This window comes from Chitinophaga filiformis (genome assembly GCF_900102545.1).
GTDB lineage: Bacteria > Bacteroidota > Bacteroidia > Chitinophagales > Chitinophagaceae > Chitinophaga > Chitinophaga filiformis.
Window position 1 is genome coordinate 61820 of sequence record NZ_FNBN01000003.1, and the last position, 17299, is coordinate 79118.

Annotated in this window: 17 protein-coding genes; 15 read left to right on the forward strand and 2 right to left on the reverse strand. The window is 46.8% G+C overall.

Features of this window, described 5'->3' with window-relative positions; all coding sequences use genetic code 11:
- The first annotated feature begins 60 nt into the window (after nucleotides 1-60).
- From BLR32_RS12665 to BLR32_RS12700, 9 genes are all read left to right on the forward strand, one after another.
- A complete protein-coding gene (locus BLR32_RS12665) occupies nucleotides 61-1014 on the forward strand; it encodes an NADP-dependent oxidoreductase (protein WP_176842258.1) in 954 nt (317 codons plus the stop codon).
- 123 nt (nucleotides 1015-1137) lie between these two features.
- Nucleotides 1138-2268 carry an NAD(P)/FAD-dependent oxidoreductase gene (locus BLR32_RS12670; RefSeq protein WP_089832283.1) on the forward strand — a complete coding sequence of 377 codons (1131 nt, stop codon included), beginning with the start codon at nucleotides 1138-1140 and terminating at the stop codon, nucleotides 2266-2268.
- 118 nt (nucleotides 2269-2386) lie between these two features.
- Nucleotides 2387-4081 carry a sodium/sugar symporter gene (locus tag BLR32_RS12675; RefSeq protein ID WP_089832285.1) on the forward strand — a complete coding sequence of 565 codons (1695 nt, stop codon included), beginning with the start codon at nucleotides 2387-2389 and terminating at the stop codon, nucleotides 4079-4081.
- A 101-nt stretch (nucleotides 4082-4182) separates the two neighbouring features.
- Nucleotides 4183-5664 carry a xylulokinase gene (locus BLR32_RS12680; protein ID WP_089832287.1) on the forward strand — a complete coding sequence of 494 codons (1482 nt, stop codon included), beginning with the start codon at nucleotides 4183-4185 and terminating at the stop codon, nucleotides 5662-5664.
- A 57-nt stretch (nucleotides 5665-5721) separates the two neighbouring features.
- The gene (xylA, locus tag BLR32_RS12685; protein WP_089832289.1) at nucleotides 5722-7050 is read left to right on the forward strand and encodes a xylose isomerase; all 1329 of its coding nucleotides are present in this window, start codon (nucleotides 5722-5724) and stop codon (nucleotides 7048-7050) included.
- A 100-nt stretch (nucleotides 7051-7150) separates the two neighbouring features.
- Nucleotides 7151-8101: an aldose 1-epimerase gene (locus tag BLR32_RS12690; protein WP_089832291.1), complete on the forward strand. Its 951-nt coding sequence runs from the start codon at nucleotides 7151-7153 to the stop codon at nucleotides 8099-8101.
- A gap of 67 nt (nucleotides 8102-8168) precedes the next feature.
- Nucleotides 8169-8354: a CsbD family protein gene (locus tag BLR32_RS12695; protein WP_089832293.1), complete on the forward strand. Its 186-nt coding sequence runs from the start codon at nucleotides 8169-8171 to the stop codon at nucleotides 8352-8354.
- Between the two features lies 1 nt (nucleotide 8355).
- Entirely contained in the window at nucleotides 8356-8505 is a 150-nt protein-coding gene (locus tag BLR32_RS33775) for a lmo0937 family membrane protein (protein ID WP_143011457.1), read from the forward strand.
- Between the two features lie 96 nt (nucleotides 8506-8601).
- Complete coding sequence (locus BLR32_RS12700; RefSeq protein WP_089832295.1) at nucleotides 8602-9321, forward strand: carboxypeptidase-like regulatory domain-containing protein; 720 nt, start codon at nucleotides 8602-8604, stop codon at nucleotides 9319-9321.
- A gap of 81 nt (nucleotides 9322-9402) precedes the next feature.
- Here BLR32_RS12700 and BLR32_RS12705 read toward each other — a convergent pair whose 3' ends face one another.
- Complete coding sequence (locus BLR32_RS12705) at nucleotides 9403-10491, reverse strand: S1C family serine protease (protein ID WP_089832296.1); 1089 nt, start codon at nucleotides 10489-10491, stop codon at nucleotides 9403-9405.
- 49 nt (nucleotides 10492-10540) lie between these two features.
- Nucleotides 10541-11116: an RNA polymerase sigma factor gene (locus BLR32_RS12710; protein ID WP_089832297.1), complete on the reverse strand. Its 576-nt coding sequence runs from the start codon at nucleotides 11114-11116 to the stop codon at nucleotides 10541-10543.
- Nucleotides 11117-11384: 268 nt separating this feature from the next.
- Between BLR32_RS12710 and BLR32_RS12715 the strand changes: the two genes are divergently transcribed.
- The 6 genes from BLR32_RS12715 (at nucleotide 11385) to aroB (ending at nucleotide 17297) form a co-directional block, all read left to right on the forward strand.
- On the forward strand, nucleotides 11385-11603 hold the full coding sequence (locus BLR32_RS12715) for a hypothetical protein (RefSeq protein WP_089832299.1): 219 nt from the start codon (nucleotides 11385-11387) through the stop codon (nucleotides 11601-11603).
- A gap of 552 nt (nucleotides 11604-12155) precedes the next feature.
- Nucleotides 12156-12980, forward strand: coding sequence for a prephenate dehydratase (locus BLR32_RS12720; RefSeq protein WP_089832301.1), 825 nt, complete (start codon nucleotides 12156-12158; stop codon nucleotides 12978-12980).
- A gap of 36 nt (nucleotides 12981-13016) precedes the next feature.
- On the forward strand, nucleotides 13017-14183 hold the full coding sequence (locus BLR32_RS12725; RefSeq protein ID WP_089832302.1) for a pyridoxal phosphate-dependent aminotransferase: 1167 nt from the start codon (nucleotides 13017-13019) through the stop codon (nucleotides 14181-14183).
- Nucleotides 14184-14188: 5 nt separating this feature from the next.
- Nucleotides 14189-15031 (forward strand): prephenate dehydrogenase, encoded by an 843-nt coding sequence (locus BLR32_RS12730; protein ID WP_089832304.1) that lies wholly within the window; start codon nucleotides 14189-14191, stop codon nucleotides 15029-15031.
- Nucleotides 15032-15126: 95 nt separating this feature from the next.
- On the forward strand, nucleotides 15127-16257 hold the full coding sequence (locus BLR32_RS12735; protein ID WP_245705417.1) for a chorismate mutase: 1131 nt from the start codon (nucleotides 15127-15129) through the stop codon (nucleotides 16255-16257).
- A gap of 14 nt (nucleotides 16258-16271) precedes the next feature.
- Complete coding sequence (gene aroB, locus BLR32_RS12740; RefSeq protein WP_089832306.1) at nucleotides 16272-17297, forward strand: 3-dehydroquinate synthase; 1026 nt, start codon at nucleotides 16272-16274, stop codon at nucleotides 17295-17297.
- Nucleotides 17298-17299: the final 2 nt, after the last annotated feature.

A 17299-nucleotide genomic window follows, 5' to 3' on the forward strand; every position in this document is an offset into this window, starting at 1 on the left:
TTTCTGCATATATGTGCAATTACCTTTTTTTATCATAATTTAAAGCCAAAATATGCATGTATGAGTAATTTTATGCAGGCGGCTGTTTTGCCTGACTTTGGGCCGGCCACTGCTTTCAGGATCGAGAAAGTAGCGATACCACTGCCGGCGGCAGGACAGGTACTTGTTAAAGTTAAAGCTATCGGATTAAACCCTGTTGATTTCAAAACCCGGTCTGGTAAAGGATATGCGTCTTATCAGACATTACCTGCTATCCTTGGATGGGATATAGCCGGAGAAGTTGTAAGTGTAGGAGAAGGTGTGAGTAAGTTCATTACCGGCGACCGCATATTCGGTATGAGTAATTTCCCCAATCCCGGCAACGCATACGCAGAGTATGCTGTAGTGCAGGAAGAAGAGTTTGCCATTATTCCTAAGAATATTTCATATGAAATAGCTGCAGGTACCCCACTGGCTGGCCTTACCGCCTGGGAAGCCCTGTTTGATCATGCAGGCGTAACCTGGGGACAGCGGGTGTTTATACAGGGCGCAGCCGGTGGTGTAGGACATATAGCAGTACAACTGGCCAAGTGGAAGCGTTGTTTTGTGGCAGCTACTGCATCGGCGGCCAATCATCCTTTCCTTACAGAATTAGGAGTAGATCAGCTGGTTGACTATAAAACCCAACGTTTTGAAGATATAGTAGAGAAGGTAGATGTAGTGATAGATGGTATGGGCGGTGAAATAGCGCTCCGCTCTCTGGATGTGTTAAATCCCGGCGGCGTACTGGTATCATTGCCAAGTATGTATAAAGATGATCCGGCTGTTATTGCCCGGGCAAAGGAAAAAGGTGTGGAAGTAAAGTGGATGTCTGTGAGGCCTTCCGGGGAACGGATGGAGCAACTGGCTTTCCTGCTTAGTAATAACCGCCTGAAAGTGGAAGTGGATGAAACTTTCCCGCTGACGGAAATCGTCCGTGCGCACCAGCGGCTGGAAGAAGGCCATGGAAAAGGGAAAATAGTGCTGACGGTGTAGTCAGGAGGGAAAAGAGATTGAAATATAATAAATGTCAGCTTGACATCAATAAAAAGAGTACATTTACAATACATTATTCTATTCCGGCGTTTGAAAACAGGCTGATGACCAAATCACAATGGTATGCTTAGCTACTGGGAAAAACAGAGCCTTTTACAATACGACTATATCATTGCCGGCAGTGGTATAGTAGGGCTTTCCACAGCTATCAGTCTGAAAGACAAGCTGCCTGCAGCGCGGGTACTGGTGCTGGAAAGCGATATTCTGCCTACGGGCGCCAGTACAAAGAATGCAGGTTTTGCCTGTATAGGTAGTCTGACAGAGCTGTTGTCTGATTTCAATAACATGCCCCGGGAAGAAGTGCTGGCACTTTTACAGATGCGGCGCAATGGTCTGCAGTTATTGCGCCGGCGTATCGGAGATGAGGCTATGCAGTACCGGGAAGCCGGTAGTTATGAACTGATAGGCATGCAGGAAGAACATGCCCTCGCGCAACTGGACAGTGTGAACAATGTTTTAAGACCGTTGCTCGGGGGAGATGCCTTTACAATTGCCAGTGATAAAATTGGAGGATTCGGTTTTAACAGGGCATTTGTAAGAGCGCTGATCTGCAATAATTATGAAGGAGAGCTGCATACCGGCAGGATGATGCGTAGTCTGATAGACATCGCTATCTCAAAAGGGGTCGAAATCAAGACCGGTTGCAGGGTAAGCCACCTTGAAGATCTGCATACGGGCGTAAGGGTCACAGTCCCGGCAGCAGGAGGAGAGGAGGTCGGGTTTATGGCCAGAAGGGTAGCTGTCTGCACCAATGCATTTGCCCGGCAATTATTGCCGGAGCTGGACGTGCGGCCTGGCAGAGGACAGGTATTACTGACAGACGTGATCCCCGGCCTGCGTTTTAAGGGCGTCTTTCATATGGAGGAAGGATATTATTACTTCCGGGAACTGGACGGAAGGGTGTTGTTTGGCGGGGGGCGCAATCTCGACTTTGAGAAAGAAACCACAACAAGCTTTGATCTTAATCCGGAGATACAACAGCAATTGGAAAACCGGTTGCACAATATTATCTTACCAGGACAATCCGTTATGATAACTGACCGCTGGACCGGTATCATGGCTTTTGGTCGGACCCGCCAGCCACTGATCCGTTACCATACACACAACATCGTGCTCGGCGTCCGCATGGGCGGTATGGGCGTCGCAATAGGATCCGCTGTAGGAGAGCAACTCTCCGCATTCCTGACTGAATAAACAATGAAAAACAAAAAAATATGTCCAACACGTAGTGAAAATTTTTAAACGTAAATTTTACGTTTAATTAAAATGTTGCTATATTGATTCCTAATTTATTTATTACCACGTTTTTTTTATGCAAAAGAGCTTACAATTCCTCGATTATGTTGTTTTCTTAGTGTATTTCGTGATTGTTGCCGGTTACGGTCTCTATATCTACAAAAAGAAAAAACGGCAGACAACTGATTCCAAAGATTTCTTCCTGGCGGAAGGTTCCCTTACCTGGTGGGCTATCGGCGCCTCTCTGATCGCATCCAATATATCTGCGGAGCAGTTTATCGGGATGGCAGGCTCCGGGTTCAATATTGGTCTGGCTATCTCTACTTATGAGTGGATGGCGGCTGCGACCCTTATTATTGTGGCGGTATTCTTCCTGCCCATCTACCTGAAGAATAAGATCTATACCATGCCACAGTTCCTGCTGACGCGGTATAACAAAACAGTGAGCACCATCATGGCTGTTTTCTGGCTTTTGCTTTACGTGGTAGTGAATCTGACATCTATCCTTTACCTGGGCGCACTGGCGGTGAATACCATTTCCGGTATTAACTTCTATGTATGTATGAGCCTCATTGCGTTGTTCGCCATCTTCATCACCCTGGGTGGTATGAAGGTGATCGGTTATACAGACGTAATCCAGGTGTTCTTCCTGATACTGGGTGGTCTGGTAACTACTTACCTGGCATTAAGCCTGGTGTCTGAGCACTTTGGTCAGACAGGTGTGCTGAAAGGCTTCTCCCTGATGACAGAACATGCCAGTGACCATTTCCATATGATCCTGAAGAAAGACAACCCGCATTATCTTGATCTACCCGGTCTGACGGTGCTTGTAGGGGGTATGTGGATCGTGAACCTGAACTACTGGGGTTGTAACCAATATATTACACAGCGCGCACTGGGTGCTGATCTAAAAACTGCACGCAGTGGTCTGCTCTTCGCGGGTTTCCTGAAACTGCTGATGCCTGTGATCGTGGTATTGCCTGGTATCGCAGCTTATGTACTGCACTCACAGGGTATGTTCCAGCAGGAGATGATCAAAGCTGGTGAACTGAATCCTGACAACGCTTATCCTGTGCTGATGAACCTTCTGCCTGCAGGTATGAAAGGGCTGGCATTTGCCGCACTGACTGCTGCAGTAGTCGCTTCCCTGGCAGGTAAGGCAAACAGTATCTCTACTATCTTCTCTCTGGATATTTACAAAGAGATCTTCGATAGAAATGCAGACGAGAAAAAGATTGTAAACGTAGGCCGCGTTGTGGTAATAGTTGCCATGATCCTGGCGATCATTATCTCTCCGTTCCTGGGTATCGATAAAAAAGGTGGTTTCCAGTTCATTCAGGAATACACTGGTTTCGTATCACCTGGTATATTCGCTATGTTCATACTGGGCTTCTTCTGGAAGAGGACCACAGCCAATGCAGCGCTGTTTGCAATGATCGGTGGTTTTGCTATGTCTCTCATTCTGAAGTTCCTGCCATTATGGATGGATCTTTCTTCCCTGTATGACATGGGGCTGGCTGTTGCGAATTCAAAAGGTGTGTATGAAATTCCGTTCCTCGACCGTATGGGTATCGTATTCGGAGTATGTGTGGTAGGTATGATCATTATCTCCCTGCTGGGTCCTGCACCAGGTAAAGTAACAGCTGCCGGTACAAGCGGATCTCATGCACTGGAAGTGGATTCTTCTATGTTCAAACCATCTTTAGCATTCACTGTTATTGCATTGATCATCTGCGGTATCCTGACTGCGCTGTATACCATTTTCTGGTAACAATAATGCTCCGTCAGGAGCAACGTTGTGTGTAGCCCCGGGTTGATAACCCGGGAGGGAAAACGGAAACAAATTAACCATAGAAACAGACGAATCGTTACATGAAATACACGATAGGATATGATATCGGTTCCTCCTCAGTGAAAGCGGCATTGCTGGATGTAGAAACGGGGAAATGCCTGGCTACGGCTATCAGTCCTGCACAGGAAATGCCTATGCATGCACCTGTAGCAGGGTGGGCAGAACAGGATCCCGAGATGTGGTGGCAGGAGGTACAGAACGCTACAAAAAAATTACAGCAACAGCATCCCTTTGACGGGCATGCTGTTGCCGGTATTGGTATTGCTTACCAGATGCATGGACTGGTATGCGTGGATAAAGACCAGCAGGTATTACGTCCTTCCATTATCTGGTGTGACAGCCGGGCCGTGGAAATAGGAAACGAAGCTTTTAATGCGCTGGGCCAGAACTGGTCACTGCAATACCTGCTCAATTCTCCCGGTAACTTTACCGCTTCCAAGCTACGCTGGGTACAGCAGTATGAACCGGAGATCTATGCACGCATTCACAAGATCATGCTGCCGGGCGACTTTATCGCCATGCGGCTGACAGGTGAGGCTGCAACGACTATTTCAGGTCTTTCGGAAGGGATCTTCTGGGACTTCAGTGGTCGCCAGGTATCTCCTGTACTATTGAAGCATTACAATATTGATGAAAGCCTGTTGTCAGATGTGGTACCTACCTTCGGTTTACAGGGGAAGGTGACCGAAAAGGCAGCTGCGCTCTTAGGCATTGCCGCCGGTACGCCTGTAACCTACCGTGCAGGTGATCAGCCCAACAATGCTTTCTCACTCAACGTACTGAAACCGGGTGAAGCTGCTACTACAGCAGGTACTTCAGGTGTTGTTTATGCAGTGCATGATCATATCGCATTCGACCAGCAAAGTCGTGTGAATACTTTCGTACATGTCAATGATACGGCGGACGCACAACGTAACGGAGTGCTGATGTGTCTGAACGGAACCGGCATCCTCAATAGCTGGTTAAGACAGGTAACCGGAAAGCCTGATTACAGTGAAATGAATACACTGGCTGCTCAGGCGCCTGCCGGAGCCCGTGGCCTGCATATTTATCCTTTTGGTAACGGAGCGGAACGTATCCTTGCCAACAGGGAAACAGGCGCTGTAGTCAATGGACTGAACTTCAATATTCACAGCCGCGAGCATTTGCTGCGCGCGGGACAGGAAGGGATCGTATTCGCCCTGAAATATGGTATGGATATCATGAAGGACATGGGCCTGCAGATCCATCGCGTAAGAGCGGGACAGGCCAATATGTTCCTCAGTCCTCTTTTCCGGGAAGTATTCGCTAACACAGCTAATGTGGTGATCGAATTGTATAACACAGACGGGGCCCAGGGAGCTGCCAGGGCTGCCGGTATAGGAGCAGGCCTGTATAATGAACAGGAAGCTTTCCGCGGTATGGAATGCCTGGCTACTATAGAACCTGATGCCGCGCTCCAGCAACAATATGCCAGCATCTACAGCCAGTGGCTGGAAGGATTACAGCACATTATTAAGTAACTGCAACACACAGTTACACGCACATACACACGTTTTGGATTCAAAAAAAGAAAGAAAATGAGTATCACTTTAGGGAATCAGGAGTACTTCAAAGGCATCGGGAAGATAGCCTACGAAGGTCCTCAGTCAACTAATCCGTTTGCCTACAAATGGTATGACGAGAACAGAAAGATCGGTGGTAAGACCATGAAAGAACTGTTCCGTTTTGCGGTGTCCTATTGGCACACCTTCTGCGGTACCGGCGGAGATCCGTTCGGTCCGGGCACCAAGGCTTTTCCCTGGTTAACTGCCACTGATGCAGTACAGAGCGCAAAAGACAAAATGGATGCAGCTTTCGAATTCATCACCAAACTGGGCGTACCTTACTACTGCTTCCACGATGTGGACCTGGTAGATGAAGGTGCTACCATCAGTGAGTACGAAAGTCGTATGCAAAAGATTGTGGATTATGCAAAGGAAAAACAGAAAGCCAGCGGTGTGAAACTGCTGTGGGGTACTGCCAATGTATTCAGCAATCCACGTTACATGAACGGGGCTTCTACCAATCCTGACTTTGCTGTGGTAGCTTATGCAGGTACACAGGTAAAGAATTCCCTGGATGCAACTATTGCACTGGGTGGTGAAAACTACGTATTCTGGGGCGGTCGTGAAGGATATATGACCCTGCTGAATACCAACATGAAGCGCGAACAGGAGCACCTGGCCCGCTTCCTGACAATGGCTAAAGATTATGCACGCAAACAGGGCTTCAAAGGTACATTCTTCATTGAACCTAAACCTTGTGAGCCTACAAAACACCAGTACGATTATGATGCTGCAACTGTAATAGGTTTCCTGCGTCATTACGGACTGGATAAAGATTTTAAACTGAACCTGGAAGTGAACCACGCTACACTGGCAGGTCATACCTTCCAGCACGAACTGCAGGTAGCTGCAGATGCCGGTATGCTGGGTAGCATTGACGCTAACCGTGGTGATGCGCAGAATGGATGGGATACTGACCAGTTCCCGATGAACCTGAACGACATGGTTGAGTTCATGCTGGTGATCCTGGAAGCGGGTGGTTTCAGCGGTGGTGGTGTGAACTTCGATGCGAAGACACGCCGTAACTCAACCGACCTGGAAGACATCTTCCATGCACATATCGGTGGTATTGATTCCTTCGCCCGTGCTGCTATCATTGCAGAGAAAGTGCTGGAACAATCTCCGTATAAGCAATTCCGTAAAGACCGTTACGCTTCATTCGACAGTGGTAAGGGTAAGGAATTCGAAGATGGTAAACTGACGCTGGAAGACCTGCGTAGCTTCGCTGTTGGTAACGGCGAGCCTAAGCTGATCAGCGGCAAGCAGGAGTGGCTGGAGAATATCATCAACCAGTACATCTGATCATAGATTCCTTTGTGGAATTGAAAATAACGAAGCTGTCCGCCGTAAGGCGCGACAGCTTTCTTTTTTCTGTACCTTGTGTGACCATAAACTGATTGCCATGTTTTCCACACATACCTTTCACCAGGACGGTTTCGATATTGTTGCACTGAAAGACGACGACAATGGTACGCAGGTGGAGATCATTCCTGCGCATAGCGCGATGTTGCACGCTTTCCGCATTCCATATAAAGAAACGCAGCTGAATATCATTGACAACTACGCCAGCCTGGAAGACTACCGGACTAATATGGCAACGTATTTCAAGAGCGCTAAACTCAGTCCTTTTGCCTGCCGTATACCCGGTGGAACTTATGAGTGGGAGGGAAAGCAATATAACATACAGAAAGGCATTGCGCCGGGTAGCTATATTCATGGATTACTCTATGATGTGGCATTTACGGTGGAAAACATGGATGCCGATGAAAAGTCGGCAACAGTGACATTGCGCTATCAGTATGACGGTGCTGACGAGGGATATCCGTTTCCTTATGATTGTGAAGTGCAATATAGCCTGCAGCCAGACTCACATCTGCAGATGACGACTACTATCAGCAACCGTTCCTCCGGATCCATACCTGTGATGGACGGATGGCATCCCTACTTTACAACAGGCACGCCTATAGATGACATGGAGCTGCAGTTCGCGTCGGAACAAATAGTGGAATTTAATGCGCAGCTGGTACCTACAGGTAAGACACTGCCCTACGACAGGTTCCTGGAATCTTCCCCCCTGGAGGGCATCCCTCTGGACAATTCTTTCCTATTGAACTTTAATCAGCATGCGTCGACATGTACCTTAAGAGACCCGAAAAAACATATTGCTATTACATTTTATCCCGACAGTACTTATCCCGTTCTGCAGATCTATACCCCTCCACACCGTAACAGTATTGCCATTGAAAATCTGACCGGGGCGCCCAACGCCTTCAATAACGGAATAGGGCTGGTATCCGTTGCGGCCGGCGAAAGCAAGGCTTTCAGGACCGCCATTTCGGCGGTTAGCTGGTAACATTCTGGCATCCCTTGGCATAGTCTTTGGAACTTTACCAGTATTGTTCACCCAAAAAAGATATGTTATGGATACTTTAGAAATCAAGGGCAAATGGAATGAGATAAAGGGGAAGATCAAGCAACAGTATGCAGACCTTACAGATGATGACCTTTTGTATGAAGAAGGACAGGAAGACCGCTTAATAGGAAACTTGCAGCAGAAGTTAGGCAAAACACGAGATGAAGTTATTAAACTCTTAAAATCCGCGTAACATGGGAAGTCTATTGTATATTATTGCTGTTATACTCATTATCGGCTGGTTGCTGGGCTTTTTTGTATATTCTGCAGGTGGAGTGATCCATATTCTTCTCGTACTTGCAATTGTAGCCATCCTCCTTCAGATCATCAGGGGATCCAGGTGAGCCTCTTAATTTAAATATCATGCAAATCCTCTCATAAACGGGAGGATTTTTTCGTTATTTTTTTAGGATATTCACCGTAGATTAATCCATCAGATAATGAAAAGAATCATCACAGGGCTATTGGTGCTTTGTTGTTGCAGCTTGTTGGGGATAGTAAAAGCCCAGGCGCAGGTAACACTGACAGGAACCATTATGGACAAGGAGAACAAGTTGGTTTTACCTTATGCCAGTATCCTCAACAAAAGCACAGGCCGCAGAACTTACTCTGACAAAGGTGGTTTTTATAAGATAACAGCCAACCCCAAAGATGTGGTCGTATTTTCATTTCTGGGGTATAGATCTGACAGCGTGGTGGTAACGCAGTCTAGCGGAACGGAAACCAGGAATATTTCCCTTACGGTAGAGACCAGGCAGTTACGTAGTGTAGAAATTGGTACGCAATACACGCCTTACCAGATTGACTCCCTGTCGCGAAGACAGCAGTTCGGTTATATCCTCGATAAACGGGATATGCCGCTGGCAGGAGGAAGTACTCCTGTAGGAGCTGGTATTGTGTTCAGTCCTTTTACAAGGTATTCCCGGTCTGAGAAGCAAAAAAGGGAGTTTAAGAAGATCTTCGCCAAAGCTGAAGAGGAAAGATATATCGACTCCCGGTATACACCGCAGTTCGTCAGTAAGGTGACCAGTCTGAAAGGCGATTCGCTGATGTTATTCATGAGGGAGAATTATCCTGATTACAATACAATGAGGGTGATGCAGCAGGAAGACCTGATCTATTGGATAACGGATAAATACCGGGCCTGGAAGAAGAAATAAGACAAGAATAGCTATAAAAGCAGCGGCCACCCTGTTGCCAGAGTGGCCGCATTGCATGCAGAGGCCAATAGAAAATATCTTTTAGTTATACACTTTCACCATATAGACGAATTCTTCCAGTTTCTTCACCTGATCCACACGAGTTAATCCTCCCAGCCTGTTCTTATGGTTCCATTCCTTTTTAGGCAGCTTATCTTTAGGCATTTCTTCCAGCAGGCGTTTCAGGTGTGCTGATTTAACTGCAAAAGCAATACCATCGGAAGTAGTTTGTTTGCCGGTTACAATACCCACCACATCACCTTTGCTATCCATAAGGGGGGCGCCACTGTTGCCGGGATTAACCGGGATGGACACCTGATAGGCAGCGCTGTCGCCATTAAAACCGGTCTGGGCACTGATATAACCTTCGCCGTAAACAATCTCATCCCGTGGATAACCCAGGGTGAATACTGCTTCACCACGTGACGCGTATTGAGGCTTCAGGGTGTAGGGGAGTGGCTGCCCTTTAAAAGTACTATCGGTGATCTTGAGGATGGCCAGATCGCTGGAAATGTCCTCAAATACACTGGCAGCTTTAAATGCTTCCCCTTTTGTATTCTGGATATAAATGGAGTCCGCACCTGCTATTACGTGGTAGTTGGTTACCACATAACCATTGTTGGAGATGGCAAATCCGGTACCACCATAAGTGCCGGGGTTGGCGGGTGCTTTCTTTTTACTGTTGATGTCGTTGATGAGGGCGTTCTGGGAGCGTTGAATGTTATTCAGTACACGTCTTACATCCTCATACTGGGCGGTTGTATTCTGTCTGGTAGCATTCTGCATGAGCGCTATGGTAGACAGGGAGGTGACCAGGGCTATACAAGCCGCTGCCGCCATATTGGTGATCAGTCTTCTGCTGATAGTAAAAACCTTCTTCTGAGCAGGGATCTGCGATGGAGGTAGGACTTCATCAATAGCCATGGAAGCGTGGATCTTATCCATCTTTTCCTGGAATGCTACCCGCTGTCCGTATTGTTCCAGCTGCTGCATGAGCTGCTGGTGCAGCAGCACCTGCTCATTGACTGCCGGGTTGGACTGGCGCAGCGCTTCGAAAGCAGTTCTTTCCTGCTCGCTCATTTCGCCCTCCAGGTAGCGTTCTATATCACGTATTAATGTAAAGTCGTTCATTGCCTGTAACCGCTTTTACAGATCTGTCAGGTCTTACACCTGTCAGGTCCTAAGATTTATATTGTTCAAAAAATAGTTTCTTCAATCGCATCAGGCACTTGTACTTCTGATTTTTGGCATTTTCTGAGTTGGTATATCCAAATTTCTCAGCAATGTCCTGCATAGACAGTTTCCTGATATAATAGTCCTCCAGGATCGTTTTACAAGGCTCTCCCATATTCCCCATGGTCTTTTCCATTACCCTGAACTGCTGGTCCTTCTCCTCATGTTCCGCCATGGTATTGTCATCTTCTGCCGGTAATACTTCTTCCAGTTCGTCCGGAAGGGCCAGTTGCCAGTTGCCGGTCTGCAATTTCTTTAACCACAAATGACGGCACACCGCATAGAGGAAAGTTTTCAGCTTGCTGTACAGATCAAATTCCCCTTTCTGCGCTTTCTCATACAAGATGATCATGGCTTCCTGGAAAAGATCTTTAGCATCATCTTCAGACCCATTGTACTGTAAAACCATTCTTAATATAGAAGGATAATTCTCCGTATAGATGGTTGCCAGCGCCCTGTCGTCATTCCTGGTTAATCCCAGCAGTAATTCCCGATCCCGTTCTATGTTCTGATTATGCTTCACTTATTAATACTATTAAATGGCTTTGGTAACCCAAAGTAGCAGAAAAAAAATCCAAATCCCAAATCGGTCCCGGCGTCTATTTCCCTATAGATGCAGGAATGAGCTGATTTCATATATGGTTAGGCCTCTATATATGAAAATATCCTGCCGGAAACCCCAAAAGGGGGTAAAACAGGTCAGAAAAAATTTTTTTAAAAATCTGGGTTACCTTTTTTCAAACCCGGTATAAAGGATAGATAATATTTCAAAACCTAAAACATAAGTCAAAATGAAAAACGCTCTGAAAATTGGTTTCTTAGCATTAGCTCTTGGTGTATTCGCAGCTTCTTGCGGTGGTGGTTCTTCAACTCCGGCAGAAGATACAACTGCTGCTTCTCAGACTATCGATTCAGCTGCTGCAACTGTTGATTCAGCTGCTGCTACCGTTGATTCAGCTGCTGCTGTTGTTGACTCAGCTAAAGCTGCTGTTGACTCTACCAAAAAATAATTACGTTGGTAAGCAAATAAAGGCTTTTATATGACCGCTCCGTTCTAAACGGGGCGGTTTTTTTTTGTTAAGCCTGCCTGTTTTGATAGGATACTGAAAAAAATATCAGAAATTGGCTATTAAATTAGATAGATTGTAATTATTGACAAGAGTGCTTGGAAAATTCAAATCCTGATGTATTTTTGTCAGGCAATCAAGCAAAATATGATACAGCAAACAACCTTTGGTTACTTTTATGGTTTCTACTTTTTCTGGTACCAGGAATAGGGGGGTCGTTTGTAGTACTTAAATATAAAGAAACTAGCAAAGGGCCTCCCAGACGGGAGGCCTTCTTAATTTTGATAATATTAGCTTTATGTTACAGCGTTTCAGCCTTTATTTCTTTTACTTTTTCTTTTATTTCTTTTACGTCGTAAAGGCCGGGACTCTTTTGTAATAACTGCACTCCAACATAATTGCAAATAAAAAGGGTCCCGGCTCCACCGGGGCCCTTTTTCATTTTATACGGTAGTTGCTGTAGCAACTACAAATCAAAAAAACAAACATTAAAAAATGCGTGTCGCAATCCAGGGTTTTGAAGGATGTTTTCATCAGATAGCAGCAGAAGGATACTATGGTAAAGGTATAGAGATCGAATGCTGCGCATCCTTTCCGGAACTTGTTAAAAAGGTAGTTAAACAGAAAGATGCAGATGCCGGGGTAATGGCTATTGAAAATTCCATTGCCGGAAGCATTCTTCCAAACTATACGCTGCTAAAGAATTCAGGGCTGCATGTGATCGGTGAAGTATACCTTCATATTAAACAACACCTGATGGTGCTACCCGGACAAACACTGGAAGACATACGCGAAGTGCATTCACACCATATGGCATTACTTCAGTGTACAGAGTTCCTCGAGAAAAACCCCCATATGAAACTGGTAGAGACAGAGGATACAGCCCTCAGCGCAAAACATGTAGCACAGAAGAAGCTGAAGAGCACCGCAGCGATTGCCGGTAAACTGGCGGCAGACATATATGGTCTGGAGATCATCGCACCGAATATCCATACCATCAAAAATAACTATACCCGCTTCCTGGTGATTTCTCCTAACGGAGTAACACCTACGCCGGATGCCAATAAAGCATCTGTTTACTTCCAGACCTCACACGATCGCGGAAGCCTGGCTAAGGTGCTGACACAGGTAGCACAGGCAGGGATCAACCTGAGTAAGATCCAGTCGTTCCCGATGCCTGCCAAAGAGTGGAACTATTACTTCCATGCGGACTTCGAATTTGAGAACCTGAGCCACTTTGAAAAGAGCATCAGCAAGATTGAACCGCTCACCGAGGACATCAAGGTATTGGGCATTTATAAAAAAGGAAACACACATTAATCACAACATACATCAGGACGCGGAAAACAACGTATTATGAACTTACAGGTAGCAAAAAGGCTGCAGCAAACGGAAGAGTACTACTTCTCCAAAAAGCTCAGGGAAATAGATGAAATGAACAAGGCAGGTGCCAAAGTGATCAATCTTGGCATTGGTAGTCCGGATCTGCCTCCGCACCCTTCCGTAACTGCCACGCTGCATGAATATGCTCAGCGGCCTGATACCCATGCTTACCAGGGCTATAAAGGTATTCCGGCACTCCGTAAGGCAATGGCCGACTGGTACCAGCGTTTCTATGGCGTTGTCCTGGATCCTGAAAAGGAAGTGCTGCCGCTGATAGGTTCCAAAGAAGGTATCATGCACATCTGCATGACCTACCTGCAGGAAGGAGATGAAGCCCTGGTGCCAAATCCGGGTTATCCTACCTACCGTTCTGCTGTAAACCTGAGTGGCGCTACCGTTGTGGATTATGACCTTGAGGAAAAGAACGGATGGCTGCCCGATCTGGATGCATTGGCCAAACGCGACCTGAGTAAAGTGAAGCTGATGTGGGTGAATTATCCGCATATGCCAACCGGCGCCCGCTTCAATGAGGAGTTTGCCTGTAAACTGGTAGCTTTTGCACAACAACATAATATCTTAATTTGTCACGATAATCCATATAGCTTCATTCTGAACAAACAGCCGCAAAGCCTGTTACAGACGCCCGGCGCCAGGGAAGTGGTACTGGAACTGAACTCTCTCAGCAAATCTTCCAATATGGCCGGCTGGCGTGTGGGAATGCTGGTAGGTAAGCAGGAATGGATCAATGAAGTGCTGCGCTTCAAGAGCAATATGGACTCTGGTATGTTCCAGCCCCTTCAGATGGCTGCTGTAAAAGCACTGGAACTCGGTCCTGAATGGTATGCGGAACTGAACGGTATCTATGAAGGCCGCCGTAAGAAAGTATTTGAGTTGCTGGAACTGCTCAACTGTACCTTCGATAAGAACCAGGTAGGATTGTTCGTATGGGCGAAGATCCCGGCTACTGCAAAAGACGGCTTCTCGCTGACAGACGAGATCCTGCAGCAAGCACAGGTCTTCATCACTCCGGGTGGCATCTTCGGCAGCAATGGCAACGGGTATATCAGGGTAAGTCTATGTAAGGATGAAAAAGTATTTGAAGAAGTGCTGGATAGGATCAAAACAAAATTTAAGCAATAACAGTCATGATCGCAACTATAGTAGGAACAGGATTAATAGGTGGATCGCTGGCCATCAGCCTTAAAGAAAAAGGCGTGGCCAACTGGATAATAGGTGTGGACCAGAACCCCGACAACCTGAAGAAAGCACAGGAACTGAAGATCATTGACGAAGGAGCTACCCTGCAGGATGCAATGCAACGCTCACAGCTCATTATACTGGCTATCCCGGTGGATGCGCTGTTACAGATCCTGCCCGCAGTATTGGATAACGCTGGACCTGAACATGTGATCATGGACGTAGGTTCTACAAAGCAACAGATATTACAACTCGTTGCCGGTCATCCCAACAGGGGGCGCTTTGTAGCGGCTCACCCGATGGCCGGCACGGAGTACTCCGGGCCTGAAGCCGCCATAAAGAATCTCTTCACGCAAAAAACTATGGTATTATGCGATGTGAAGAACAGTGCGGAAGATGCCCTGGAGATCATTGAAAATATGGTAGACAAACTGCAGATGCGCCTCGTATATATGAATGCGGAAGAGCACGACCTGCATACAGCCTACGTATCCCACATCTCGCATATCACGTCTTTTGCCCTGGCGCTGACAGTACTGGAGAAAGAAAAGGAACAGGGCCGCATATTTGAACTGGCAAGCGGTGGTTTTGAATCTACCGTAAGGCTGGCGAAAAGCTCACCTGATATGTGGGTGCCGATCTTCAAGCATAACCGCCATAACGTACTGGATGTACTGGATGAACATATCCACCAGTTACAGCAGATGAAGCAGTTGCTGGAGAAAGAAGACTACGAAACATTCTATAAACTGATCCAGAAATCAAATAAGATCAGGAAAATATTAAAATAGGCCGGTTGCGTATAGTGACTCATTTGCCAGGAAACTGAAAATGGCTCACTAGCCGATAGTCGGACAAGAACAAGAAAACAAACAATCACTGGATTATGGACGACTATCGTCTATGGTCTGAAAAGCATCAAATGATGGAACAGATTCTCGCAAAAACAAAATTCTCCGATCCGGCTTCTGATAAGAAACCGTTGATCATTTCCGGTCCCTGCAGCGCAGAAACCGAAGAGCAGGTATTGGACACAGCCCTGAGACTGGCTAAAACCGGTAAAGTAGACGTACTGCGTGCTGGTATCTGGAAGCCACGTACCCGTCCGGGATCCTTTGAAGGTATCGGTGTTACCGGTTTACCATGGTTACAGAAAGCGAAAGAACTGACTGGTCTTCCGCTGGCAGTAGAAGTAGCTACCGCTAAACAGGTGGAAGAAGCCCTGCAGCATGGTGTGGATATCCTCTGGATCGGAGCGCGTACTACTGTGAACCCATTCTCCGTACAGGAAGTTGCTGATGCGCTGAAAGGTGTGGATACAACTGTACTGATCAAGAACCCGATCAATCCTGATCTCGAATTGTGGATCGGTGCTGTAGAGCGTGTACGTAACTCCGGCATCACCAAAGTAGGTCTGATCCACCGTGGATTCTCCAGCTACGGCAATACTGAATACCGTAACGCGCCGATGTGGCACCTGCCTATCGAAATGAAGCGCCGTATGCCTGAACTGCCTATGATCTGCGATCCCAGCCATATCAGCGGTCGTCGCGATATCCTGCAGGAAGTTGCACAGGAAGCAGTTGACCTGGATTACGATGGTCTGATGCTGGAATCACACATCGATCCTGATAAAGCATGGAGCGATGCTAAACAGCAGGTTACTCCTGAAAGACTGGCAGAAATTTTGGAAGGTATCACCTGGCGTCATGAGCGCACTGATAAGAAAGAATTCAACTCTGCATTGGATAAACTTCGTGGTCAGATCAACCAGATCGATGATGAGATCATGCTGTTGCTGGGCAACCGTATGAAGATCGCTGAGAAGATCGGTATCTACAAAAAAGAGAACAATGTAACCATCCTGCAGACCAACCGCTGGAACGAAATTCTGCAGCGCGGTATTGCTAAAGGTGAGAAACTGGGCCTGACAAAAGATTTCATCCTGAAATACTTTGATGCAGTGCACCTGGAATCCATCAACAGGCAGAACAGAGTGATGAACGAAGACAAATAGACTTAATACAAAATATGAGAACGTTATCTTACCAGTTCCAGCATAGTAATACGAAATATTATCTGGGAGAAAGCCTGTCACAGCTGGGCAATTATGCTGATCCATCCAGGACCGTACTGGTGGTGGATGAGAATGTGGATAAACACCATGGGCATAAATTGCCAGGCTGGAGAAAGCTGGTCATCCCCGATGGAGAAGAGAACAAAAGCGGTGAAGTCCTTGAGCAGATCATCAATGGTCTGATCGAACTGGAAGCAGACCGTAAAACCATGCTGATAGGCATTGGCGGTGGTATGACCACTGACCTTACAGGGTATGCAGCCAGCATTTACATGCGGGGTATGCCGGTTGGTTTTGTTCCTACTACTTTGCTGGCACAGGTGGATGCGTCTATTGGTGGCAAGAACGGTATCAACCATGGTAAACATAAGAACATGCTGGGAACTATCCGTCAGCCGGAGTTCATTCTGTTCGATTATTCGCTGCCACTGACAATGCCGGCAGAGGAATGGCATAACGGCTTCGCGGAGATCATCAAGTATGCGTGCATTCTGGATGCCAGCCTGTTCACCTACCTGGAAGAGAACCGGGATAAAGCCATGCAGCGCGATGTAGCCGTACTGGAATACCTGGTAGAACGTTCTGTGGAACTGAAAACCAAAGTAGTATTAGAAGATGAATTTGAAACTGGTTCCCGCCGCTGGCTTAACTTTGGCCACACACTCGGGCATGCAGTGGAAAAGATTGAAAACATCGCGCATGGTAAAGCTGTTGCTATAGGTATGGTAGCAGCCTCCAAGATCTCAGAAAAGCTTAAAGGATTGCCTGTGGAACAGACCAACAGGCTGATCCGCCTCATTAACGATTACCAGTTGCCGGTTACGCTGACCTCCAACAAGGAAGAAGTGTTCAATATCTTCAAGCTGGACAAGAAGCGGGAGAAAGATGCGATTCACTTTGTGCTGCTAGAAGAAATAGGCAGGGCTACCACGCAGCCTGTTCCTATCACAGCACTGAAGCAGATGCTGGATGAACTATAAAC